The sequence below is a fragment of the Erwinia sp. OLFS4 genome, from assembly GCF_002752165.1.
Lineage (GTDB): Bacteria > Pseudomonadota > Gammaproteobacteria > Enterobacterales > Enterobacteriaceae > Izhakiella.
In genome coordinates this window covers 48,615-70,734 of sequence record NZ_MOMB01000048.1, presented here as the reverse complement: position 1 = coordinate 70,734, position 22,120 = coordinate 48,615, and the positions used below count along the sequence as shown (strand labels likewise).

The 22,120-nt window shown below is 52.5% G+C and carries 19 protein-coding genes; 8 read left to right on the top strand and 11 right to left on the bottom strand.

All coding sequences use genetic code 11. The annotated features are described in order from the left end of the window. The first annotated feature begins 174 nt into the window (after positions 1-174). Entirely contained in the window at positions 175-2,853 is a 2,679-nt protein-coding gene (gene acnA / locus BL249_RS09985; protein ID WP_099704797.1) for an aconitate hydratase AcnA, read from the top strand. Between the two features lie 53 nt (positions 2,854-2,906). Here acnA and ribA read toward each other — a convergent pair whose 3' ends face one another. Next, positions 2,907-3,494 (bottom strand): GTP cyclohydrolase II, encoded by a 588-nt coding sequence (ribA, locus tag BL249_RS09980; RefSeq protein WP_099704841.1) that lies wholly within the window; start codon positions 3,492-3,494, stop codon positions 2,907-2,909. A gap of 22 nt (positions 3,495-3,516) precedes the next feature. Continuing rightward, a complete protein-coding gene (locus BL249_RS19385) occupies positions 3,517-3,639 on the bottom strand; it encodes a hypothetical protein (protein WP_256385408.1) in 123 nt (40 codons plus the stop codon). A 90-nt stretch (positions 3,640-3,729) separates the two neighbouring features. Between BL249_RS19385 and pgpB the strand changes: the two genes are divergently transcribed. The 5 genes from pgpB to yciH all read left to right on the top strand — a co-directional run bounded on the left by pgpB (position 3,730) and on the right by yciH (position 7,364). After that, the gene (pgpB, locus tag BL249_RS09975; protein WP_099704798.1) at positions 3,730-4,494 is read left to right on the top strand and encodes a phosphatidylglycerophosphatase B; all 765 of its coding nucleotides are present in this window, start codon (positions 3,730-3,732) and stop codon (positions 4,492-4,494) included. Between the two features lie 122 nt (positions 4,495-4,616). Then, on the top strand, positions 4,617-4,922 hold the full coding sequence (locus BL249_RS09970; protein WP_099704799.1) for a LapA family protein: 306 nt from the start codon (positions 4,617-4,619) through the stop codon (positions 4,920-4,922). A gap of 6 nt (positions 4,923-4,928) precedes the next feature. Then, a complete protein-coding gene (lapB, locus tag BL249_RS09965; protein ID WP_099704800.1) occupies positions 4,929-6,098 on the top strand; it encodes a lipopolysaccharide assembly protein LapB in 1,170 nt (389 codons plus the stop codon). Positions 6,099-6,323: 225 nt separating this feature from the next. Next, a complete protein-coding gene (gene pyrF, locus BL249_RS09960; RefSeq protein WP_099704801.1) occupies positions 6,324-7,037 on the top strand; it encodes an orotidine-5'-phosphate decarboxylase in 714 nt (237 codons plus the stop codon). Continuing rightward, positions 7,038-7,364, top strand: a complete 327-nt coding sequence (yciH, locus tag BL249_RS09955; protein WP_099704802.1) for a stress response translation initiation inhibitor YciH — start codon at positions 7,038-7,040, stop codon at positions 7,362-7,364. Between the two features lie 91 nt (positions 7,365-7,455). Here yciH and osmB read toward each other — a convergent pair whose 3' ends face one another. Further along, a complete protein-coding gene (gene osmB, locus BL249_RS09950) occupies positions 7,456-7,674 on the bottom strand; it encodes an osmotically-inducible lipoprotein OsmB (protein WP_099704803.1) in 219 nt (72 codons plus the stop codon). A gap of 495 nt (positions 7,675-8,169) precedes the next feature. Between osmB and BL249_RS09945 the strand changes: the two genes are divergently transcribed. Beyond that, entirely contained in the window at positions 8,170-9,039 is an 870-nt protein-coding gene (locus tag BL249_RS09945; RefSeq protein WP_099704804.1) for a crotonase/enoyl-CoA hydratase family protein, read from the top strand. A gap of 13 nt (positions 9,040-9,052) precedes the next feature. Here the strand turns inward: BL249_RS09945 and pdeR are convergent, their stop codons facing one another. The 6 genes from pdeR to BL249_RS09915 form a co-directional block, all read right to left on the bottom strand. Beyond that, on the bottom strand, positions 9,053-11,035 hold the full coding sequence (gene pdeR, locus BL249_RS09940) for a cyclic di-GMP phosphodiesterase (protein ID WP_099704805.1): 1,983 nt from the start codon (positions 11,033-11,035) through the stop codon (positions 9,053-9,055). 163 nt (positions 11,036-11,198) lie between these two features. Then, on the bottom strand, positions 11,199-11,492 hold the full coding sequence (locus tag BL249_RS09935) for a YbdD/YjiX family protein (RefSeq protein ID WP_158233079.1): 294 nt from the start codon (positions 11,490-11,492) through the stop codon (positions 11,199-11,201). After that, a complete protein-coding gene (locus BL249_RS09930; RefSeq protein WP_099704807.1) occupies positions 11,485-13,551 on the bottom strand; it encodes a carbon starvation CstA family protein in 2,067 nt (688 codons plus the stop codon). Before BL249_RS09930 ends, BL249_RS09935 begins: the two co-directional genes overlap by 8 nt. A gap of 285 nt (positions 13,552-13,836) precedes the next feature. After that, positions 13,837-15,771, bottom strand: coding sequence for an exoribonuclease II (locus tag BL249_RS09925; protein ID WP_099704808.1), 1,935 nt, complete (start codon positions 15,769-15,771; stop codon positions 13,837-13,839). Between the two features lie 151 nt (positions 15,772-15,922). After that, the gene (locus BL249_RS09920) at positions 15,923-18,229 is read right to left on the bottom strand and encodes an FdhF/YdeP family oxidoreductase (RefSeq protein ID WP_099704809.1); all 2,307 of its coding nucleotides are present in this window, start codon (positions 18,227-18,229) and stop codon (positions 15,923-15,925) included. Positions 18,230-18,504: 275 nt separating this feature from the next. Beyond that, on the bottom strand, positions 18,505-18,759 hold the full coding sequence (locus tag BL249_RS09915; protein ID WP_099704810.1) for a hypothetical protein: 255 nt from the start codon (positions 18,757-18,759) through the stop codon (positions 18,505-18,507). A gap of 245 nt (positions 18,760-19,004) precedes the next feature. On the opposite strand from BL249_RS09915, the gene BL249_RS09910 reads away from it, so the two are divergent. Next, a complete protein-coding gene (locus BL249_RS09910) occupies positions 19,005-19,940 on the top strand; it encodes a LysR family transcriptional regulator (protein WP_099704842.1) in 936 nt (311 codons plus the stop codon). Here the strand turns inward: BL249_RS09910 and BL249_RS09905 are convergent. Both BL249_RS09905 and fabI read right to left on the bottom strand, forming a co-directional pair. Then, positions 19,888-21,021: a CMD domain-containing protein gene (locus tag BL249_RS09905; protein ID WP_099704811.1), complete on the bottom strand. Its 1,134-nt coding sequence runs from the start codon at positions 21,019-21,021 to the stop codon at positions 19,888-19,890. The two genes, BL249_RS09910 and BL249_RS09905, sit on opposite strands and share 53 nt — an antisense overlap. A 175-nt stretch (positions 21,022-21,196) precedes the next feature. Further along, positions 21,197-21,985 (bottom strand): enoyl-ACP reductase FabI, encoded by a 789-nt coding sequence (fabI, locus tag BL249_RS09900; RefSeq protein ID WP_099704812.1) that lies wholly within the window; start codon positions 21,983-21,985, stop codon positions 21,197-21,199. Positions 21,986-22,120: the final 135 nt, after the last annotated feature.

Here is a 22,120-nt window from a genome sequence, read left to right as displayed (position 1 = left end):
ATTAAGTTAAAACGCCCTGCAGGCAGTGACTGCGGGGCGTTTTGCATTTATTAAATCCCCACTTGTCAAATAGTGTCGTTATCAGGACGTTAGCGGCCTGATGTACTATCTTTAAAGCTAACCCTTCATTTAATCGGGTTATACCAGATGATGTCAGAATTATAAGGAGGAGCAATGTCGTCAGCAGGGGATTTGAGTCAGGACACGCTGGAAGTTGCCGGCCAGCGATACCGTTTTTACAGCCTTCCTCGCGCACAGCAAACACTGGGCGATGTCAGCAAATTACCAAAATCGTTAAAAGTATTGCTGGAAAACCTGCTGCGCTGGCAGGACGGCGATTCGGTCACTGAAGACGATATTATGGCGCTGGCAGCGTGGCAAAAAACGGCACATGCCGAGCGGGAGATTGCATACCGCCCGGCGCGGGTATTAATGCAGGATTTCACCGGTGTGCCGGCAGTGGTGGATTTAGCAGCGATGCGCGAAGCGGTTAAACGGCTTGGCGGTGATGTGGCAAAAGTGAATCCATTGTCACCGGTGGATCTGGTCATTGACCATTCAGTTACCGTTGATGCGTTTGGTCATGATAATGCCTTTGAAGAAAACGTGCGGCTGGAAATGGCGCGCAACCATGAACGTTATGTTTTCCTGCGTTGGGGGCAGAAAGCCTTTAATCGCTTTCGGGTCGTGCCGCCGGGTACCGGTATCTGTCATCAGGTTAACCTTGAGTATCTGGGCCAGTCAGTCTGGCATGAAAAGTTAAATGGCGAGGAGCTAGCCTATCCGGACACCCTGGTTGGCACTGACTCGCATACCACTATGATTAACGCATTAGGCGTACTGGGATGGGGCGTTGGCGGAATTGAAGCGGAAGCCGCGATGCTGGGCCAACCGGTTTCAATGCTGATCCCTGATGTGGTCGGATTTAAGCTGAGTGGTAAGTTACGTCCCGGTATCACCGCCACCGATCTGGTATTAACCGTCACGCAGATGCTGCGTAAACACGGGGTGGTGGGTAAATTCGTTGAATTCTATGGCGATGGTCTGGACGATTTACCGCTGGCGGACCGGGCAACGATTGCCAATATGGCGCCAGAATATGGCGCCACCTGCGGTTTTTTCCCGCTGGATCAGGTCACCCTGGATTATATGCGCCTGACTGGCCGCAGTGAACAGCAGGTTGCGCTGGTGGCCGCCTACGCAAAACACCAGGGGTTATGGCGTAACCCCGGTGATGCACCGGTGTTTACCAGTACCTTATCACTGGATATGAATGAGGTGGAAGCCAGCCTGGCCGGTCCAAAACGCCCCCAGGATCGGGTATCACTCCGCCAGGTGCCGGCCGCGTTCAGCGCCAGCCATGAACTGGAAGTGAATCAGCCAGCGAAGCAACACAACGCGGTAAATTATCTCGATGTTGCCAGCGGTCAGCAGATGCAGCTCAACGACGGTGCCGTGGTGATTGCTGCCATCACCTCCTGTACCAACACCTCTAATCCCAGCGTGCTTATGGCGGCCGGGCTGCTGGCGAAAAAAGCGATTGAGCGGGGACTTAACCGCAAGCCATGGGTAAAAGCGTCGCTGGCACCCGGTTCAAAAGTGGTGTCGGATTATCTGGCGCAGGCTGGCTTGACGCCCTATCTTGATAAACTGGGTTTTAACCTGGTAGGTTACGGTTGTACCACCTGTATTGGTAATTCTGGTCCGCTGCCGGATGCCATCGAGGCGGCCATTAAAGCCGGCGATCTGACCGTCGGCGCAGTGCTTTCCGGAAACCGAAACTTTGAAGGGCGTATTCATCCGCTGGTAAAAACCAACTGGCTGGCGTCACCACCGCTGGTGGTGGCTTATGCGCTGGCTGGAAGCATGAAAATTAATCTGCACAGCGATCCTATTGGTGATGATAACAGCGGTAAGCCGGTTTACCTTAAAGATATCTGGCCGTCACCAGCAGAAATTGCGGCTGCAGTTGAGCAGGTTTCAACCGCCATGTTTAATAAAGAATACGCGGAAGTGTTTGAGGGAACGCCGGAATGGCAGAAAATCCGCGTCAGCGAAGCGGCAACCTACGACTGGGACAAGGGGTCTACCTACATCCGGCTGTCGCCGTTTTTTGATGATATGGAAAAAACACCGAAACCAGTCGAGGATATTCACGGGGCTCGCGTGCTGGCAATGCTGGGGGATTCAGTGACCACCGACCATATTTCACCGGCCGGTAGTATTAAAACGGACAGTCCAGCCGGGCGCTACTTGCTGGCTCATGGCGTTGAACCTCAGGACTTTAATTCCTACGGTTCCCGGCGTGGTAACCATGAGGTGATGATGCGTGGTACTTTCGCTAATATCCGCATTCGTAATGAAATGGTGCCGGGTGTTGAAGGTGGCATGACGCGCCATCTTCCTTCCGGCGAGCAGCTGGCAATTTATGACGCAGCGATGCGTTATAAAGAAACCGCAACGCCGCTGGCGATTATTGCCGGCAAAGAATACGGTTCCGGCTCGAGCCGTGACTGGGCAGCTAAAGGGCCGCGCTTACAGGGTGTCAGGGTGGTGATTGCCGAATCTTTTGAGCGGATACATCGCTCAAATCTGATTGGCATGGGTATTTTGCCGCTTGAGTTTCCGGCGGGTGAGAGCCGCAAGACGCTGAAACTGAGTGGCGAGGAGGTGATTGATATTGACGGCCTTGCCCATCTTAGCCCAGGCTGTAGCGTCAAAGTGGTGCTGACGCGCCCCGATGGCAGTAAGCTGACGCTGGATACCCGTTGTCGAATCGATACCGGTAACGAGCTCACTTATTATCAGAACGATGGCATACTGCATTATGTCATTCGCAATATGCTGAACTGACATCAGCAAAAAAGCCTGGCCTCAGGCCAGGCTTGGTTACCAGAACGGCGGACTTATTTCAACAAATGTCCCATTTTATCGGCTTTGGTATCAAGATAGTGGGCATTTTTCGGATTACGACCAACGATAAGCGGCACGCGTTCCACAATATTAATGCCAGCTTCACTGAGAATTTCCACTTTACGCGGATTATTTGTCAGTAACCGGACTTCATGAATACCCAGCAGCTTAAACATATCGGCACAGAGGGTAAAATCGCGTTCATCAGCGGCAAATCCCAGCTGGTGATTGGCTTCTACGGTATCAAAGCCCTGGTCCTGCAGGGCATAAGCGCGAATTTTGTTCAGCAGACCAATATTACGACCTTCCTGACGGTGATAAAGCAGTACGCCGCGACCTGTTTTGGCAATTTGCGCCAGAGCGGCTTCCAGCTGAAAGCCGCAGTCACAGCGTAAGCTGAACAAGGCATCACCGGTCAGGCATTCAGAATGAACACGCGCCAGCACCGGATGATTATCACTGACATCGCCGTAAACTAATGCCACATGATCGTGGCCCGTTGCCAGTTCTTCAAAACCCACCATGAGGAAATCACCCCAGGGGGTGGGCAGTTTGGCTTCCGCCACCCGTTTAAGCTGCATTTTTTTCTCCAGAAACGCATGATCATTCAATGGCATTGTCAGCCTGTGCTGAGCGGGCAACGCAACCATCGTTTGTCCGGCGGCTATTTTGCCACATCCTGGCCGGGGAGGGGTAACGCAAAGAGCGTTTAATGCTTTTCGTCATTGATACCACTTTTCCCATTTATAGGTTATTATTTTTTCTACTATTTTATTGAAGTAATCGATTAATAAGCGATTGTCACGGGAAAACAGAATGGCTGAGATTGTCAAGCGTACCGGTTTCGGCGCGCTGATACTGATTATGATGCCATTGCTGGTCTGGTTATCTGGCTGGCAGTGGACGCCGGGTGGCAACAGCGCATGGCTGTATGCGTTGTATGGGCTAACCGAAAGTGTCACCCGTCCCTGGGGCATACTCACCAGCGCTGTGTTAAGCGGCTGGTTTCTCTGGTGTCTGCGCTTTCGTCTCCGGCCGGCGCTGGTATTGCTGCTCATTATGCTAGCGGCAATCACCTGCGGGCAATACAGTAACCATGCGATTAAAGCACTGGTGAAAGAGCCCCGGCCTTATGTCCTGTGGCTGGAGCAGGTTTATCAGGTAAACAATAGCGATTTTTATGGCCAGAGCCGGCAAGCGCGTAGTCAGCAGGTGACGCGCCTGATTGCGCAGGATAATCGGATTCCTCACTGGCTGAAACCTCACTGGGCATTTGAAACCGGCTATGCGTTTCCGTCGGGCCACAGCGTGTTTGCCGTTAGCTGGGCATTATTGAGCGTCGGGCTGCTGTGGCCGCGGCGTCACTATAAAACGATTGTGGTAATGATGCTGTGGGCCAGCGGGGTGATGTGCAGTCGGTTGGTATTAGGCATGCACTGGCCGCGCGATCTGGCGGCGGCGGTACTGGTTAGCTGGCTACTGGTCATGCTGGCAAGCTGGTGTGCCCTGCGCTGGAGCGGTTCATTGTCGCCGCCAGCACAGGAGCAGCGGGAAATTACCCGCCGGCAGAATCCCCATTAGCATTGTTTTTACTGATTCCGTCCCCATAACTTGCAGATGGTCAGTGAAGACGCAGGATTACAAGCAATACGGCGTTTTTTTTGGCATAATTCATCTGCTTAATCTCGGCAACAGGACCAACCGTGAAATATTTACTGCTCTTTTTACTGGTTTTGGTGATTTTCATTATTTCAATCACCCTGGGAGCCCATAACGATCAGCAGGTCACCTTTAACTTTTTGCTGGCACAAGGCGAGTTTCGTATCTCGACGTTGCTGGTATGCCTGTTTGGCGCGGGCTTTTTGCTCGGCTGGACCCTCTGCGGTCTGTTCTGGCTGCGGCTGCGCGTGCAGCTGGCTCACAGTCAGCGTAAACTGAAGCGTATTCAGCAACAAATCCAGAATGACCAGGCGCTGGCAGTGACACAAACACCGCAGGCGAAGGAATAACGTTCTATGTATGAGCTGCTGTTTCTGTTACTGCCCGTCGCCGCCGCTTATGGCTGGTATATGGGGCGCAGGAGTGCGCAGCAGCATAAGCAGCAGGAAGCGAATCGCCTGTCACGCGACTATGTCGCAGGGGTAAACTTTCTGCTGTCCAATCAGCAGGATAAAGCAGTCGATCTGTTTCTGGATATGCTGAAAGAGGACAGCGGCACCGTAGAAGCACATCTTACCCTTGGTAATCTGTTCCGTTCCCGTGGCGAAGTCGATCGGGCAATACGCATTCACCAGGCGCTGATGGAAAGCGCATCACTCTCTTATGAACAGCGGCTGCTGGCTATCCAGCAGCTGGGACGGGACTATATGGCCGCCGGTTTTTATGATCGGGCCGAAGAGATGTTCAGCCAGCTGACTGATGAAACCGATTTTCGCGTCAGCGCCCTGCAGCAGCTGCTGATTATTCATCAGGCCGTCAGTGACTGGCCGAAAGCGATTGACGTGGCTGAAAAACTGGTGCGTCAGGGCAAAGACACTCAGCGTCTGGAAATAGCCCATTTTTACTGTGAACTGGCGCTGCAGGCATTAGGCAGCGATGATCTTGATCGGGCAATCAGTCTGCTGAAAAAAGGCGAAGCTGCCGATCGTGACAGCGCCCGGGTCTCGATTATGATGGGACGTATTCACATTGCCAAAGGTGATTACAGCCGTGCGGTAGAGCGTTTACAGCGCGTGCTGGAACAGGACAAAGAGCTGGTTAGCGAAACGCTTGAGATGCTGGAAAATTGTTACAAGCAGCTTAATCAGCCGGCCGCATGGGTTGATTATTTACGCCGCTGTGTTGAAGAAAATACCGGCGCTGCGGCGGAACTCTATCTGGCGGATATTATTGAACACCAACAGGGTACAGAAGCGGCACAGTTGTATATCAACACACAAATGCAGCGTCATCCGACAATGCGCGGCTTTTATCGTTTAATGGATTTTCATCTGCAGGAAGCTGAAGACGGCCGGGCCAAAGAAAGTCTGCAGGTATTGCAAGGGATGGTTGGTGAACAGATCCGGACTAAGCCGCGCTATCGTTGTGATAAATGCGGTTTTACCGCCCACGCCTTGTACTGGCATTGCCCATCCTGTCGAGCCTGGTCTTCAGTAAAGCCAATTCGCGGGCTCGACGGACAGTAAACCGGAAACACGCTGGTCGGTTGCCAGCGATTATTAGTGACAACATACTTATCAGGGATGAGTTTAGTTACAACATACTAGTCGGTTATTACCTGAGTCCGGCAGCGGCAACCTCAGGCGATAGTCTGCGAGGCCCGCTAAGTCATTACCGTCACAAAGGGTGATTTTTTTCGCCATCCCGGTAGAATGCTTGCGATTTCGTATGCTCACAAATGAGGCCAGAACATGCCAACACCCGTTGTCCAGTCCCCGGTAGTGGTCGCGCTAGATTATGCTGATTGTCATCGTGCGCTGGCGTTTGTAGATCAAATCGACCCGCGGAGCTGCCGGCTGAAAGTGGGCAAAGAGATGTTTACGCTGTTCGGACCGCAGTTTGTCAGGCAGCTGCAACAACGTGGTTTTGCGGTTTTTTTAGACCTTAAATTCCATGATATTCCTAACACCGTTGCACGCGCAGTTGCTGCAGCGGCAGAGCTTGGCGTCTGGATGGTTAATGTACATGCCAGCGGGGGGCTGCGTATGATGCAGGCGGCGCGCGATGCCTTACGCCCATTCGGGGAGTCCGCGCCATTGTTGATTGCGGTAACCGTGCTCACCAGTATGGATGGTGGCGATTTAGCCGCGCTCGGTATTCACCAGTCACCGGCAGAATATGCCCTGCATCTGGCCAGCCTGACGCAGCAGAGTGGCCTGGATGGTGTTGTCTGTTCCGCCTGGGAAGCGGTGAGGTTCAGACAACAGTTTTCTGCTGATTTTAAACTGGTAACGCCAGGTATCCGCCCGGCGGGCAGTGCCAGTGATGACCAGCGACGCATCATGACGCCGCAGCAGGCTAAGGTTGCGGGCGTTGATTATATGGTTATTGGGCGTCCTGTGACTCAGGCCGAGGATCCGGCCAGCGCATTGCAACAAATTCTGGCCTCGCTGGAGGAAGCATAAATGGGTGCTAATAATAGCCGTCTGGTTTACTCGACCGGCATTGGACGTATTAACCCGGAGGAAGACAAACCGGCACGTCCCAGGGGGGATGGTATTGTGCGCATTCAGCGCCAGACCAGCGGGCGTAAAGGTAAAGGCGTCTGCCTGATTTCCGGTATTGACCTCGATGATGATGCGCTGCAACAGCTGGCTGCCGCTCTGAAGAAAAAATGCGGCTGCGGTGGTGCGGTTAAAGACGGCATCATTGAAATTCAGGGGGACAAACGCGAATTACTGAAAACGTTGCTGGAAGAAAAGGGCATGAAAGTGAAACTGGCTGGCGGCTGAAGCGTTTTATTAAGGCCGCAGGTTTAAAATAATATCAGCCTGTTTAACGCTGCGGCCTCGCTGTTCAACGCGGGAGTGTATTGAATAAAAATTATTTACTGACCTGATGACCGATAATACCCCCTACTGCCGCACCGCCCAGGGTGCCAAGACCGCTACCACCGGTCAGAATATTTCCCCCTACCGCGCCGACACCGGCACCAATCGCGGTATTACGGTCGCGTTTGGACCAGAGTGAGCAAGCCGTCAGAGAAACCGCCAGCACGCCAGCCAGCATCACCGCAAAAATACGCTTACTGCTTGTATTCATAATACTTCTCCTTTGAAAACCTGCAGCGCTGTTGATTGAGACTTTTCAGCCAGCTGCATCATGTCGTGGTTTACCGTTTAACACGGAGAATTCCCTGTCTGGCATTTGCCGTTGCGCGTTTGTCACGCAGCTGTCATTGCATATGGATGCGCAGCGCCAGAGGAGTAGAACGCAACCTGGTTAACACTGACACCGGTGGTTTTTATCCAGTTAAATTGTAACTATTGCTGGTTACATTTACAGGTAAAAATTCTGAAATCGTAACAAGCTGATGCACATTAACATTGTTTACTGTTGGTAATCATTTCAGGCGAATTCACTGCTATATCAAGGCAATATCAGGCGATTATTTTTAACAACGCTAATATTTTTATTCAGTGATATGAAGGGGATAAGGTTTATTTTTACATTGAAAATCAACCATCCATTCAGTGAAACGTCGGTCTGGATTAGTCTGACGATGCGATAGACGCATTAATCATTGAGGATATGACTATGACAGTAATTAATCAGACTACCTGCCGGTTATTCAGCGAAGCAGGTAAAACCACCCAACTTTCTGCTTACTATGAAGAAGAACGTCGCACCATGTGGATGCTGCTACGTTCGCAGCCCAGACCAAGCTTCAATCATCTGCTGATTGAGGAAATCATGAACCTGAGTTATGCCGCCCGGCGCTCCGGATTGAAGATTGATTTCTGGGTAACCGGTTCGCTGGTACCATCAATGTTCAATGTCGGGGGAGATTTACGCTTTTTTGTTGAAACGATTAAATCCGGCCAGCGTGAAGCGCTGCGCGCGTATGCCCGCGCCTGTGTTGATTGCGTACACGCGGCGGCAAGGGGCTTTGATACCGGTGCGGTCACGCTGGCGATGATTGAAGGCAGTGCGCTAGGGGGCGGGTTTGAAGCCGCGCTGGCACATCACTTTATTCTGGCGCAAACCAATGCACGCATGGGGTTTCCGGAAATCGCTTTTAATTTGTTTCCCGGTATGGGGGGGTATTCGCTGGTTGCCCGCCGTGCCGGGATGAAGCTGGCGGAGGAGTTGATCTGTGAAGGTGAAGCACATACGGCAGAATGGTTCGAAACCCGCGGCCTGGTGGATAAATTGTTCCAGCCTGGCGATGGTTACCGCGCTACCCGAACGCTTATTGATACCCTGGCTCCCAAGCTAAATGGCGTAAAAGCTATGTTGCGCGCGCGTCAGCGCGTGCTGCAACTTGATCGTTCAGAACTGATGGATATTACAGAAGACTGGGTTGATTCTGCTTTTACGATTGGCGCCGGCGATCTGGCTTATATGGAGCGTCTGGTGTTGTTGCAAAACCGGCATAGTGCGCAAATATTGCGTAAAGCCGGTTAATCCGGCGGTTTCGCTAAGGTTTGCTATGATGCTTAAGCCAGTGCTCGAGGGCCTCTGCGGGCATTGGCTTTGCATGTAAAAACCCTTGCCGGGCATTCACGCCGTTGGCAATAACAAATTTATCCTCTTCAACGGTTTCAATACCTTCAGCAATAACGCACAAATCCAGCGCTCTTGCGACGGCAACGATGGCCCGCACCAGCGACTGTGAAACCGGCTGGAGATTAACTCCGCGGATAAAGCTTTGATCAAGTTTGATAGCATTGATGGGAAAACGGGTAAGCTGTGACAGCGAAGAGTAGCCAGTACCAAAATCATCAAGGTGAATTTGTGCACCGAGCTGGCGAAACAGCTGCATCAGCGCCAGCACCTGATCTTCATTTTCAATCAGGCAACTTTCGGTTAGTTCAATATCCAGCGGACAATCCTGCAACCCGGCGGTATCCAGCGCCTGCTTTAAATCGTTATATAAACTGTGATCCATGAGCTGGCGCGGTGAAACATTAACGGCAATTCTCAGAGGAATACCTTTACGCCGCCATTCAGCAAGCTGTGTAATAACGCTCAGCAGTACCCAGCGACCAAGGGGAACAATCAATCCTGACTCTTCTGCATAGGGAATAAAGTCGGCAGGTGCCACCAGACCACGCTCAGGCGAGTGCCAGCGTACCAAGGCCTCGGCACTGGTTACCCGGCCATCAGTATCGACTTTAGGCTGATAGTGAATCACCAGTTGCTGCTGCTCCAGCGCTTTACGAAGATTGGTATCAAGCCAGATGTATTCAAACGCGCGCTGATTCATTTCAATACTGAACACGCATTGTTTTCCCCGGCCATTTTCCTTGGCGTAATACATTGCGGTGTCCGCATTGCGAATCAGACTTTCTCTGTCTTCACCATGTTGCGGGCTGATAGCAATACCCACTGAACAGCCGGAATAAACTTCTATAAGACCAATACGAAACGGTTGCTTGAGCCGTTCGAGGATGCGTTCTGCCAGGTCAACCAGCGCTGCTTTACTGGTATTTTCGGCCAGTATTAAAAATTCATCGCCCCCGAGGCGTGCCAGTGCTTGTTCTTTTTCCAGACAGCCGAGAATGGCCTGTGAAACCGCCTGAAGCAGCTGGTCACCAAACATGTGGCCATAGGCATCATTGACCTTTTTAAAATTATCGAGGTCAAGATAGACCAGGCCTACCTCACTGTCGCCTCGCTGTTCCAGGGCTTCGCATATTTCCTGGGTAATGGCATTACGATTTGGCAATCCGGTAATGTTATCGGTATTTGCCAGCACGCGAAGCCGCTCCTGTGCACGGCGCTCTTCGGTAATGTCGATCCCGGAACAGATCAGAAAAACTTCATTACGCCCGCTGCCGCTATGAACAAATTTATTACGAAACAGGAATAAGCGCTGCCCGCGTTTGGTCTTGACCCAGCGTTCAACTTCATAAGACTGACCATTGCGAAAAAAACCGGTGATATTACGCCGTGATGCCGCTGCTTCCTGTTTTGTCATAAACAGCTGAAACACGTTTCTGCCAATGACTTCCTGTTCCTTCAGGCCGGTATATTCCTCACTAAGGCGGTTAAAACGCTGAATGTTGCCACGACGATCGACAATCACAATCACCGAATTGGCTTCTGAAACCACCTGTTCGGCAAATGACAGGCCATGCTGTAAATCACGTGCCACGCCGCTACTGTCACCCCATGCCGAGGCGGTGCCTTTCCACTGATGCTGATTAATTTTACGTCCCACCAGGTGCAGGGATAATGTTTCTCCCTGCACATTGAGGGTTAAATTCACGCTGGCAGTAATTCCGGTCATGGAGCGAATCAGGCTGGCCTGGGGCGCAGTTAAGGGGACCGCCAGACGAACAGGCGATTTCTCGTCCAGAGCAAAACAGAGTGCATCGCTATCAGAAGTCAGACGCCAATGGGGGCTGGTGGTACCGAAACAGGTGTATAGCAACGTTTGCCCCAACTCATCGGTCATGTTTAATTCCTCAGCGATAGTAACAGTGCAGGCATATTTCTCTATTTTAGCAATACTATTCAGAGAGCTGTATCGTTACAGGCTGGATAATGAAGAAATTTTTTATTATCAGATCGGCGTAGTGGATGCAAAACACCCCGGTTATCCACCGGGGCTAATCTGTTCAGCAGGGGCATCGTCCCGCCGCGCCAGCCTTGCCTGGATAGCGTTTTTCAAGGCAGTAACGATGAAACTGGCGAGGGGTCATCGGCATTTTTTCCGGATGGTTACGCTGCAGATGACGCCGATAAGCCTGATAATCGCCCACCACAACCATCAGGCGAAAACTTTGCGCCAGCCGGGTTAAAAACAGGCGCCAGCCGCCACCGGCTGTGGCGGGAGATAGATTAAGCGGAATGAATTTTTTTGCCCGGACAGGCGCAACAGGGCGTCGCCATACTTTAACTGCGCTAAACATGGTTGACCTCATCACGTAATAGTGGCGTGGCTTCATGAGCGGTGATCTGGTCGCTGGCTAATGCCCGGCGAATGACCAGTAATCCGGCGATCAGCATTGTCACGGCTACCAGCATAAAGAAACCACATAATGCGGCATTGATCTGATTACTTAAGACAATCGTGTGCATATCTGTCACGGTTTTGGCTGGCGCAATGATCACGCCATTATCGATTCCTTGTGTAAATCGCTTTGCCTGAGCGAGGAAGCCGATTGCCGGCGTGTTATCGAATATTTTCTGCCAGCCGGCGGTCATTGAGGTAATAAATAACCACAGGGTGGGGACGATGGTGACCCATGCATAGCGCTGTTTTTTCATTTTAAACAGCACCACGCTGCCGAGGATCAGCGCCATTGATGCCAGCATCTGGTTACCAATGCCAAACAGTGGCCATAAGGTATTAATGCCCCCGAGTGGATCGATGACGCCCTGATAAACAAAGAATCCCCAGCCGGCTACCGCCACGGCAGTGCCGGCGATATTCCCCGCCCAGGAACGGGTATTGGCCAGTGAAGGAACAATAACCCCGACTAAATCCTGGACCATAAAACGGCAGGCACGGGTGCCGGCATCAACGGCAGTCAGGATAAACAATGCTTCAAACAGGATGGCAAAGTGATACCAGAATGCCATCATCGCCCGGCTGTTTATGACCTCAGTAATAATATGCGCCATGCCAATGGCGAAAGTTGGCGCGCCGCCGGCTCGTGAAAGAATAGAGGTTTCACCAACATCCTGAGCAATTCGCGACAGGGTGTCTGGTGTCAGTACAAAGCCCCAGCCATTAATCACCTGTGCTGCATTGTCAACCGTAGTGCCAATTACTGAGGCCGGGGCATTCAGAGCAAAATACACCCCGGGATCGATAACCGAGGCGCAAATCAGCGCCATGATGGCGACGAAGGATTCCATCAGCATTGCCCCATAGCCAATAAAGCGGATATGGCTTTCGCGCTCTATGAGTTTTGGCGTGGTGCCGCTGGAAACCAGCGCATGAAAACCAGAAATCGATCCACAGGCGATAGTAATAAACAAAAACGGAAATAAGTGGCCGGAAAAAACCGGTCCGCTGCCATCAATAAAACGGGTGACAGCCGGCATTTTTAATTCAGGCATCGCAAAGACGATGCCGACAGCGAGGCCCAGAATAACGCCAATTTTGAGAAAGGTGGACAAATAATCTCGTGGTGCCAGCAGTAACCATACCGGTAGCACGGAAGCGATAAAACCGTAAATAACCAGTACCCATGTCAGGGTGGTGCCAGGTAGAGTAAAAAAAGGTCCCCAGAAAGGATGCTGTGCCACGCTACCGCCATAAACGATGGCGGCCATCATCAGCACAAAGCCGAGTAACGAGACTTCAAGCACGCGGCCAGGCCGGAGATAACGCATGTAGATGCCCATCAGCAGCGCAATTGGCAAGGTAGCGGCAATAGTAAATAGTCCCCATGGGCTGTTAGCAAGGGCTTTTACTACCACCAGTGCCAGCGCGGAGAGGATGATTATCATGACGCCAAAGGCGCCGAGCATGGTGACTACGCCGGCGAATGGCCCCAGTTCCTGTCGGGCCATTTCGCCAAGGGAACGTCCATCACGCCGGGTGGAGATAAACAATACCAGAAAGTCCTGAACGGCACCGGCAAACACCACGCCCACCAGAATCCACAGGGTGCCGGGTAAAAATCCCATTTGCGCCGCCAGTACCGGACCCACCAGCGGGCCAGCACCGGCAATGGCGGCAAAGTGATGGCCGAATAATACCCATTTATTGGTTGGTACGTAATCCAGGCCGTCGTTATACCGTTCGGCCGGGGTCAGCCGGTTATCATTGAGCTGAAAAATTTTGCGTGAAATAAACAAGCTATAGAAACGATAAGCAATGCAATAACAGGCAATCGCCGTTACAACCAGCCACAGCGCATTGACCTGCTCACCCCGCTTGAGTGCCAGTACGGAAAAGGCGCCGGCGCCGGTCAGCGCCACTACCAGCCAGATTAACATCGACCTGATATTTTTCATTACTTCTCTCCTTGTCATTTTGCTGATGACGTATCAGAAAGGTTAAGGAAGGTTAAGGAAAGTTAAGGAAGGTTAAAAGTAAATTAAATGGCGGCGGCAGGGGGGGGGGGGTTATTGGTAAAATTGTGATTTAACAGGCATTTTTAGCCAGTTAAATCCAATAAATGAACAGCCAGTTTAACGGCCATTGAGCAGGGCAGTGGCAGATAGGTAAGAAGTCTTAATGCGCGGGTCAGGAGAGGCTGAAAATTTTTGGTGAGGCCGTTTCCGGCCTCACCGCTTTGGCTATGAAGCCGGGCGAGCGACGATACTGCGGGTTTCCATGCGCACTTCGGCAATAGTAACCTCAATGAGGTCAGAGACGCGCCAGACAACCTGGCCTTTAATTTCCACCGTGCCGTTTTCCTGGCTGCAAACCAGTTCGTCACGAACTGCATGCAGAAAGGGAGCAGGAATAAAGGCGACGGCGCCGTTATCCAGCAGTCGGACGCGCATGCCGCCGCGTGAAATATCAATAATTTCAGCGCTGAAACGCTGGTCGGTCGCGGCAGCTTTTTGCAGAAAGCGGGCATATAACCAGTCACCCACATCCCGTTCAGCCATACGATTAAGACGCCGGCGTTCGCTCATCTTTTGCGTAATCTCGTCGGCAGGGCGTTGCGCCTGTTCACCGCGGATAATGGCTTTTAACAGACGATGGTTAATCATATCGCCATATTTACGGATGGGTGAAGTCCAGGTGGCATAGGCGTCGAGACCCAGTCCGAAATGTGGTCCGGGTTCGCTGCTGATTTCAGCGAAGGACTGAAAGCGCCGGATACGGCTGTCGAGAAATTGTGTCGGTTGATTGTCGAGCGCTCTGCGTAGCTGACAAAAACCCTGCAGGGTGGTGAGTGCCTGAGGATCGGTTTGCACACCGTGATTTGCCAGTACTGCGCTGGCTTGTGCCGCATTGCTGCTGTCAAAACCAGGATGAACGTTATACACGCCAAAACCGAGTTTATCACGCAGTACCCTGGCGGCGCAGATGTTTGCCGCAATCATCGCTTCTTCCACGATGCGATTGGCCGTGCGGCGTGGTTCCGTGACGATATCCAGCACTTCCCCTTTTTCACCCAACAGAAAGCGGTAGTCCGGCCGATCTTTGAACACCAGCGCATGCGTCTGACGCCATTCAGTGCGCGCGAGGCTGAGGCGATGCAACAGCCGAAGCTGTTGTGCAACCGCATCATTCTGCGGTTGCCAGCTGCCGGTATTTTCCAGCCAGTCGGAAACATCGTCATAGGCCAGCCGGGCTTTAGATTCAATCCAGGCAGTGAAAAAAACCACATCATCATGCAAACTACCGTCTGCTGCTACGGTAACGCGGCAAACCAGTGCCGGACGCCGTTCATCAGGACGAAGTGAGCAGAGATCGTCAGACAGCTGACGTGGCAGCATCGGGATATTAAAACCCGGCAGGTAGTTAGTGAAAGCCCGTTCTGCCGCAATGCGATCCAACGGGCTGTCAGCGGCAACCCAGGCGGTTGGATCGGCGATGGCGACGGTCAGCTGCAGCTCGCCAGCGGGGGTCTCGCTGACAAACAGCGCGTCATCCATATCTACGGTACTGGCACTGTCGATCGTAATGAATGTCAGTGCCGTTAAATCTTCGCGCGGCAGCTGCTCATCCAGCATTTCCGGCGTTGCCACGTCCGGGGCCTCGCGCTCAAGATTATGACGTGACAACGTCACCCACCAGGGTGCCAGATGATCGTCAGCAAAGGTAATGTATTCACTGAGTTCAGCATAAAAGCCGCGGTCGCCCTTGAGCGGATGACGACGCATTTCAGCAACGGCCCAGTCACCGGCGTTAAATTCATGAGTCAGGTTACGTGCCGGACGACAGGAAATGGCCTCTTTAAGCAGCGGATGATCCGGCACGATGGACAGACGATCGTCTTTTTTCTGTACCCGGCCAACAAACCGGGTCAGAAAGGGTTCTACCAGAGTTTCAGGATCGGCAATTTCACGATCTTTATCGGTCTGGATAATGGCCACCACGCGATCGCCATGCATTACTTTTTTCATAAAGGGGGGCGGAATGAAGTAGCTTTTTTGCGCGTCTACTTCAAGAAAACCAAAGCCTTTTTCCGTGCCTTTTACTAAACCTTCCACCCGGGGCGTCTGGGCGTGAAGTTTTTCTTTAAGCTGCGCAAGCAGCGGATTATCCTGGAGCATAATTTAAACAGTTTAAGTGATCGGGAAGCGGGTGACAGTTTTACGCGAATCGCGCCCGGGCAGCAAGGTTAATATTCCTGACCGTCGCTGGCTGATACGCTAAAACAGCTGGCGCGCTGCCCGCGCCATTAACGGTACGGGCAGATAACCCTCAGGCAACACGCTGCTGGTCATGATGCTGGGAGCGGCTGATTTTAACCGGCACCGATTTGGAAGTCGGGGTACCGCTGTCATCACCATAGCTGCTGAGAGGAACCAGCGGGTTAGTTTCCGGATAATAGGCGGCCAGATTGCCACGGGGAATGGCGTAGGGTACCAGCTTGAATCCTTCCACCCGGCGGGTAATTCCGTCGTTCCATACCGTTTCAATATCGACGTTTTCGCCGGCTGCCAGCCCCAGTTCAGCCATATCATCAGGGTGGATAAACAGCACTTCACGCTGACCATAAACGCCGCGATAGCGGTCATCGAGACCGTAAATCGTGGTGTTGTACTGATCGTGCGAACGCAGGGTTTGCAGGGTAAAAGGAACCGTCAGGTTATCGACTGCCGGAAAAAGTGAAACCGGCAGGGCGGAGGCATTAAAATTGGCTTTGCCATTGTGGGTATTGAACCGATATTGCGCGGCGGCATTACCCAGCCAGAAACCACTAGGCTTTTCACACTGATTATTGAAGTCTTCAAAGCCGGGAATGGTTGCAGCAATATGATCACGAATCAGATTGTAATCGGCGGCTAATGCCAGCCAGTCAACTTTTTGCTTGCCGAGGGTTGCCTGTGCGATGCCGGCGACAATAGCGGTTTCAGAACGCTGCGTACTGGCCAGCGGTTTACCCACGCCCTGGGAAGCATGCACCATGCTGAAAGAGTCCTCAACGGTGACAAACTGCGGACCACTGGCCTGAATATCTTCTTCAGTGCGGCCAAGCGTAGGCAGAATTAATGCTTCGTGGCCAGGCACCAGATGAGTCCGGTTAAGCTTAGTACTGATTTGCACCGTCAGCCCGCAACGTTGCAGCGCCATTTCGGTGCGCGGACTGTCAGGGGCGGCGGCGGCCAGATTGCCGCCAAGGGCGATCAATACTTTAATTTCACCACGAAGCATTGCCTGCAGGGCCTGAACGGTATTATGTCCTGCTGCACGCGGCGGTGTGAAATCAAAATGGGCAGCCAGCCGGTCAAGAAACGCCGGGCTGGGTTTCTCATCAATGCCCATCGTCCGGTTGCCCTGCACATTGCTGTGTCCGCGAACCGGGCAGAGGCCGGCCCCCGGTTTGCCCAGCTGACCAAACAGCAGCTGAAGGTTAACAATTTCCCGTACGGTATCCACCGAATGTTTATGTTGTGTGATACCCATTGCCCAGGTACAGATCACGCGTTTTGCCTGCTGATAAATAGCGGCAGCCTGGCGCAACTGTTGTTCGCTGAGTCCTGACTGGTGGATAATAGTGGACCAGTCGGTGGCATCCACCGCGGCCAGGTAGTCCGCCAGTCCGTCGGTATGTTCGGCGATAAATTCCGCGTCGAAGATACCCGACTCACCGGCTTCAATACGCTGACGATGAGTTTCCAGTAACGCTTTGACCATGCCACGCACTGCGGCCATATCACCGCCGAGATTGGGCTGATAATAGGTTGAACTGATGGTGCCTGATTTTGGTGTGAGAAGTTCTACCGGGTTTTGTGGGTCGGCAAAGCGTTCCAGACCGCGTTCACGCAAGGTATTAAAGGTTACGATACGTGCGCCCCGATCCGCCGCGTGACGCAGGCTATGCAGCATACGCGGATGATTGGTCCCCGGATTCTGACCGAAAACAAAGATCGCGTCAGCCTGTTCAAAATCGTGCAGCAGAATGGTGCCTTTACCGACGCCTATACTGCGTTTCAGGCCGGTACCGCTGGCTTCATGGCACATATTGGAACAATCAGGAAAGTTATTGCTGCCCGCCATGCGACCAAACAGCTGATAAAGCCAGGAGGCTTCGTTACTGGCGCGTCCTGAGGTATAAAGCTCCATCTGATCGGGATTATCCATCGCCTGAATATGGCGGGCAATCAGGGCAAAAGCCTCATCCCAGCTGATGGCTTCGTAATGATCGGTTGCCCGATTATAGCGCAGCGGTTCGGTAAGCCGTCCCTGGTATTCCAGAAAATAGTCACTTTGCTGATACAGCTGGCTGACGCTGTAACGTTTAAAGAATCCGGCGTCGATATAGCGACGGGTGGCTTCCCTGGTCACGGCCTTGGCGCCGTTTTCACAGAAGCTGAAGGTGCTTTTATTGTCATCACCCCAGGCGCAGCCGGGACAGTCGAAACCTTTTGCTTTATTGACGCGCATCAGGTTACGCAGGTTTTTAATTACCTGTTTGCTGTCAAATACAAAACGCGTGGTGGCTTCCAGTGAACCCCAGCCACCGGCGGCGGCCTGATACGGTTTAATCTGCGATTTAAATTTCATAGGAGCAGGTGATTTGTTATTGGTGTGTTAATGATATACGACTTTCCAGTATTAGAAGTGTGATTGCTGGTGAATAAAATGTCTAATTGATTACCAGAATCAAGCGATAAACCGCCTTTATCGTGACCGGCTATTTTTTGTGATCTGACGCACGTATATAGCGTTATATGGTTAAATTCAGCGCGGCTGAAAAAATAATATCGGTGGCCTGTTGCAGGGTAATTTCTACGCCTGAATTAACATTCTGCCGCCGGCCATAGCGACAAGAGTCTGGTTTAATCTGCATCATCCGGTTTTTTTTCTTTAAGGTAACTTCTGAGCGTATCGCGAAGGGCCTGGTTATCATCGTTCTCCAGACCTGCGGCCTCATATTCCTGCGCCAGATGGATTATTACATCGTCAAACTTGCCTTTAAAACTGATGTTATTCAGGGCAACCTGCTGCTGCATCAATTCACGCAATATTTTTATTTCAATGGTTAACTGGTGAACGCGCTGTTCCAGTTGCGCAATACGTGATACGTCAGACATGAAACCTCCTGGCAAAAAGCGGTGACAGACTGACAGCACCCGCTGTTGTCAGTCTGCTGCAATGTGACACAATCCATGATGTAAAATCGATAGCCGGCTAACGTCTTCAGATTATTCCTGGCTTTAGCCGGTAAAATCCCGGTGCGGGTTCAGCACAACAGAAGGCAAACATTCAGTGACACTGCTTGCACGGGCTTGCTCTGGTATAGTTCAGGCTATGGCCGGGGATGGAAGGGAGACAGAAAATCGACATCAAACAATTAATATACCTGTGTAACCTTGAGCGTGAGCGTCACTTTGGCCGGGCCGCAGAAGCCAGTTTTGTCAGTCAGCCAACGCTGTCAATGCGGCTAAAAAATCTTGAACGTGAGCTGGGCGTGTCACTGATTAATCGCAGTAATAATTTTGCCGGGTTCACCGCCGAAGGAGAGCGGGTGCTGGACTGGGCGCGTGAAATTGTTTCGGTGTATCAGGGACTGAAGCTGGAAGTGGAATCACTTAAGTATGGTGTTAACGGAACCTTACGTATCGGTGTGGTGCCGCAGTGTAGCCTGGCGCTGGCGGCGTTACTGACCGGGATCAGTCAGCAGTTCAGACAGCTTGATTACCGGGTGGCGGTGTTGAGTGCCGACCAGCTGCTTGACGCACTTGTCAGTCATACCATCGATGCCGGCATTGGTTTTTTTGAGCTGGCAACGCTAAGCGGTCTGCAGTTTCAGGCTCAGCCACTGATTGATCGCGGTGTTGAACTGGTGTTCAACCCGGCATTTTTTTCCCCACCGGTGGCTGCACGTCTGACGCTCAGCGATCTGGCGGCGTTGCCGTTATGTCTTGCAGAACCTACACGCTATTTTCGTCGCTACCTTGATAGTCAGTTTCGTGAAGCCGGTGTGACAGCGCGCATTGTAATGGAAAGTAGCTCCATATTTCAGCTTATGCAGGCGGTGTATTGCGGACTCGGCTGTGCGCTTTCACCGGTGGGACACCTGTTACCCGGGATGATGCCGGCGTTACAAACCCTACCGCTGGAGATTACCCCGATGGCGCGCTACGGCGCGCTAGCGATTGCCGCGCCCGGGCGCGCTACGCCGCTGGCGCAACGCTTTTTTGACGCCGCGCGTAGCACGATTATTGCGGCGACAGCGAACCCAGGGTCTGAAACAGGCGATTTTTCCAGTTAGTGAAAGCGATCTGTTCAATCAGTAACCAGATTTGCGCGGTTGTCATCTGCTGACGTAGTGCGTGCAGATGCCCGGCGCTGAAGCGATCAGGTGCCCGGGTCAGCCAGACTGCCGCGTGGATGATGGCTTGCTCTGCTGGCGTAAAACTGCCGGCAGGCAGGGTATCAACGCCGGCTTGTAGCAGACTGCGTCGCTGGCTGTCAGCATACTGCTGCAGGCACCAGGCGCTGCCGTTGATGCAGGCGCAGACCGCCTGTACCAGCGGGTTGATACTGCCGGTTTCGCTGTGTAACTGTGCTATCGCGGATAACAGCTGTTCATCCTGTACCAGCAGGCAGAGAATACCGGCGGGAAAATCTGACGGCTTGCATTTAGTGACAATGTCACGTTGACGGTCAGAAAGATAGCGGGTCTGGGGATAATCCAGATGTGCTTGCCAGCTTGCCTGCGCATCAAGCGCCATAAATGGCGCATCCGGATTGACTGACTGGCCGGGCAGCCAGCGCAGCGCTTGTCCGGTAAGCGCCTGTATGCCGGCAACAATACGCGCCTGATAGCAGACAAAACCAATCAGCTGATGAAAACTGATAATGTCAGGCAGGGTCAGGCCAACCTCATCGAGTCGCTGTAATGCGGCGGCATTGAGTCGCGCAGGCTGACCGGCCATCAGTCGGGCATATTCGGTGATCTGCGTCAGCCTCTGATTACTCTCCCGCGATGAATCGGGTCCAGGTAAGGGATTCAGTCTGGCAGCATAATGATTGCACAGGCGCTGAATACCGGTCACCTGCGCCACCGTCAGTGCGCTGCTTAGCCGGTCATAAAGCGTCAGCGTATGCAGGTTACTGGTTATTACCGTCGCGGGAAAAAGCCGCTGGTAGAGTGCGATGTTGATTTGCTGCACGGCAGAACGGTAACGAATTACCTGTTGCAGCGGGCGGTCGGCGTTGGCGTCGGCACCCAGCAAAAAAGGATCGGTACTCTTTGCGGCTTCGGTGGCGAAAGGTGGCGCAGGGTGGTTACCGGTGCTGAGCGTTTCATGATACCAGTGATTATTGCCGGAAAAGCGGCGCGATGGCATGGCAAGTGTCCTTGTTATCAGCGCTGCCTGAACAATCAAATAGCAGCGGCAGAAGGCAATTTCAGGACTATCCTCGCCTGGTCGGCCGGGTAGATAAAATAATCTTCAGCACTAATTAATAACGACGGGCTATAACCGCGCAGGAGGAGGGTGAGGTAAACCTCACCCGAAAAGCTTATTTTAGTTCCAGTTCATTCATGGCAGCAATGCTGAAACCGCCATCAACGTGCACCACTTCACCCGTAATACCACCGGCCAGATCGGAACACAGGAAAGCAGCGGAGTTGCCGACGTCTTCGATGGTGACGGTGCGGCGGATAGGCGTAACCGCTTCACAATGTGCCAGCATCTTGCGGAAATCTTTAATACCGGATGCCGCCAGCGTGCGGATCGGTCCGGCAGAAACGGCGTTTACCCGCACGCCTTCAGGCCCCATGGCGTTTGCCATATAACGTACGTTTGCCTCCAGTGAGGCTTTCGCCAGGCCCATTACGTTATAGTTCGGAATGGCGCGTTCTGCGCCGAGATAACTCAGCGTCAGTAAGGCTGAATGCGGGTTCAGCATCTGGCGACAGGCTTTGGCCATCGCAACAAAGCTGTATGCACTGATATCGTGTGCAATTTTGAAGCCTTCACGGGTCACCGCATTGACGTAATCCCCGTCCAGCTGATCGCCAGGGGCAAAACCGATAGAGTGGACAAATCCGTCAAATTTTGGCCAGGTTTTTGCCAGTTCAGTAAACAATGAATGGATGCTTTCATCTTCTGCGACATCACAGGGCAGGATGATGTCAGAACCGAGGTCTTTGGCAAACTCTTCCACGCGCGACTTAAGTTTGTCGTTCTGATAGGTAAAAGCCAGTTCAGCGCCTTGCTGATGCATTGCCTGAGCAATACCATAAGCAATGGAAAGTTTGCTGGCCACGCCAGTAATCAGAATGCGTTTACCGGAAAGAAAACCCATAGCTGTAGTCCTTATAAGTCATTGTTGTTGCGGCCGCAGGATAGAATAAATACGCGGCCGGCGTTAATCGACCCGGCGATTCTAGCACAACTCGTTTCACGGCGTTAATCTGGCCCGGCGGGCTGCGGTAAAAAT

Bases quoted from the DNA above. Each gene is read 5' to 3' on its own strand.
- BL249_RS09905 (WP_099704811.1), bottom strand. From the start codon at position 21,021: ATGCCATCGCGCCGCTTTTCCGGCAATAATCACTGGTATCATGAAACG.
- acnA (WP_099704797.1), top strand. From the start codon at position 175: ATGTCGTCAGCAGGGGATTTGAGTCAGGACACGCTGGAAGTTGCCGGC.
- fabI (WP_099704812.1), bottom strand. From the start codon at position 21,985: ATGGGTTTTCTTTCCGGTAAACGCATTCTGATTACTGGCGTGGCCAGC.
- pgpB (WP_099704798.1), top strand. From the start codon at position 3,730: ATGGCTGAGATTGTCAAGCGTACCGGTTTCGGCGCGCTGATACTGATT.
- pdeR (WP_099704805.1), bottom strand. From the start codon at position 11,035: ATGACCGATGAGTTGGGGCAAACGTTGCTATACACCTGTTTCGGTACC.
- BL249_RS09920 (WP_099704809.1), bottom strand. From the start codon at position 18,229: ATGAAATTTAAATCGCAGATTAAACCGTATCAGGCCGCCGCCGGTGGC.
- osmB (WP_099704803.1), bottom strand. From the start codon at position 7,674: ATGAATACAAGCAGTAAGCGTATTTTTGCGGTGATGCTGGCTGGCGTG.
- BL249_RS19385 (WP_256385408.1), bottom strand. From the start codon at position 3,639: ATGACGAAAAGCATTAAACGCTCTTTGCGTTACCCCTCCCCGGCCAGG.
- yciH (WP_099704802.1), top strand. From the start codon at position 7,038: ATGGGTGCTAATAATAGCCGTCTGGTTTACTCGACCGGCATTGGACGT.
- ribA (WP_099704841.1), bottom strand. From the start codon at position 3,494: ATGCAGCTTAAACGGGTGGCGGAAGCCAAACTGCCCACCCCCTGGGGT.
- BL249_RS09935 (WP_158233079.1), bottom strand. From the start codon at position 11,492: ATGTTTAGCGCAGTTAAAGTATGGCGACGCCCTGTTGCGCCTGTCCGG.
- pyrF (WP_099704801.1), top strand. From the start codon at position 6,324: ATGCCAACACCCGTTGTCCAGTCCCCGGTAGTGGTCGCGCTAGATTAT.
- lapB (WP_099704800.1), top strand. From the start codon at position 4,929: ATGTATGAGCTGCTGTTTCTGTTACTGCCCGTCGCCGCCGCTTATGGC.
- BL249_RS09925 (WP_099704808.1), bottom strand. From the start codon at position 15,771: ATGCTCCAGGATAATCCGCTGCTTGCGCAGCTTAAAGAAAAACTTCAC.
- BL249_RS09945 (WP_099704804.1), top strand. From the start codon at position 8,170: ATGACAGTAATTAATCAGACTACCTGCCGGTTATTCAGCGAAGCAGGT.
- BL249_RS09930 (WP_099704807.1), bottom strand. From the start codon at position 13,551: ATGAAAAATATCAGGTCGATGTTAATCTGGCTGGTAGTGGCGCTGACC.
- BL249_RS09915 (WP_099704810.1), bottom strand. From the start codon at position 18,759: ATGTCTGACGTATCACGTATTGCGCAACTGGAACAGCGCGTTCACCAG.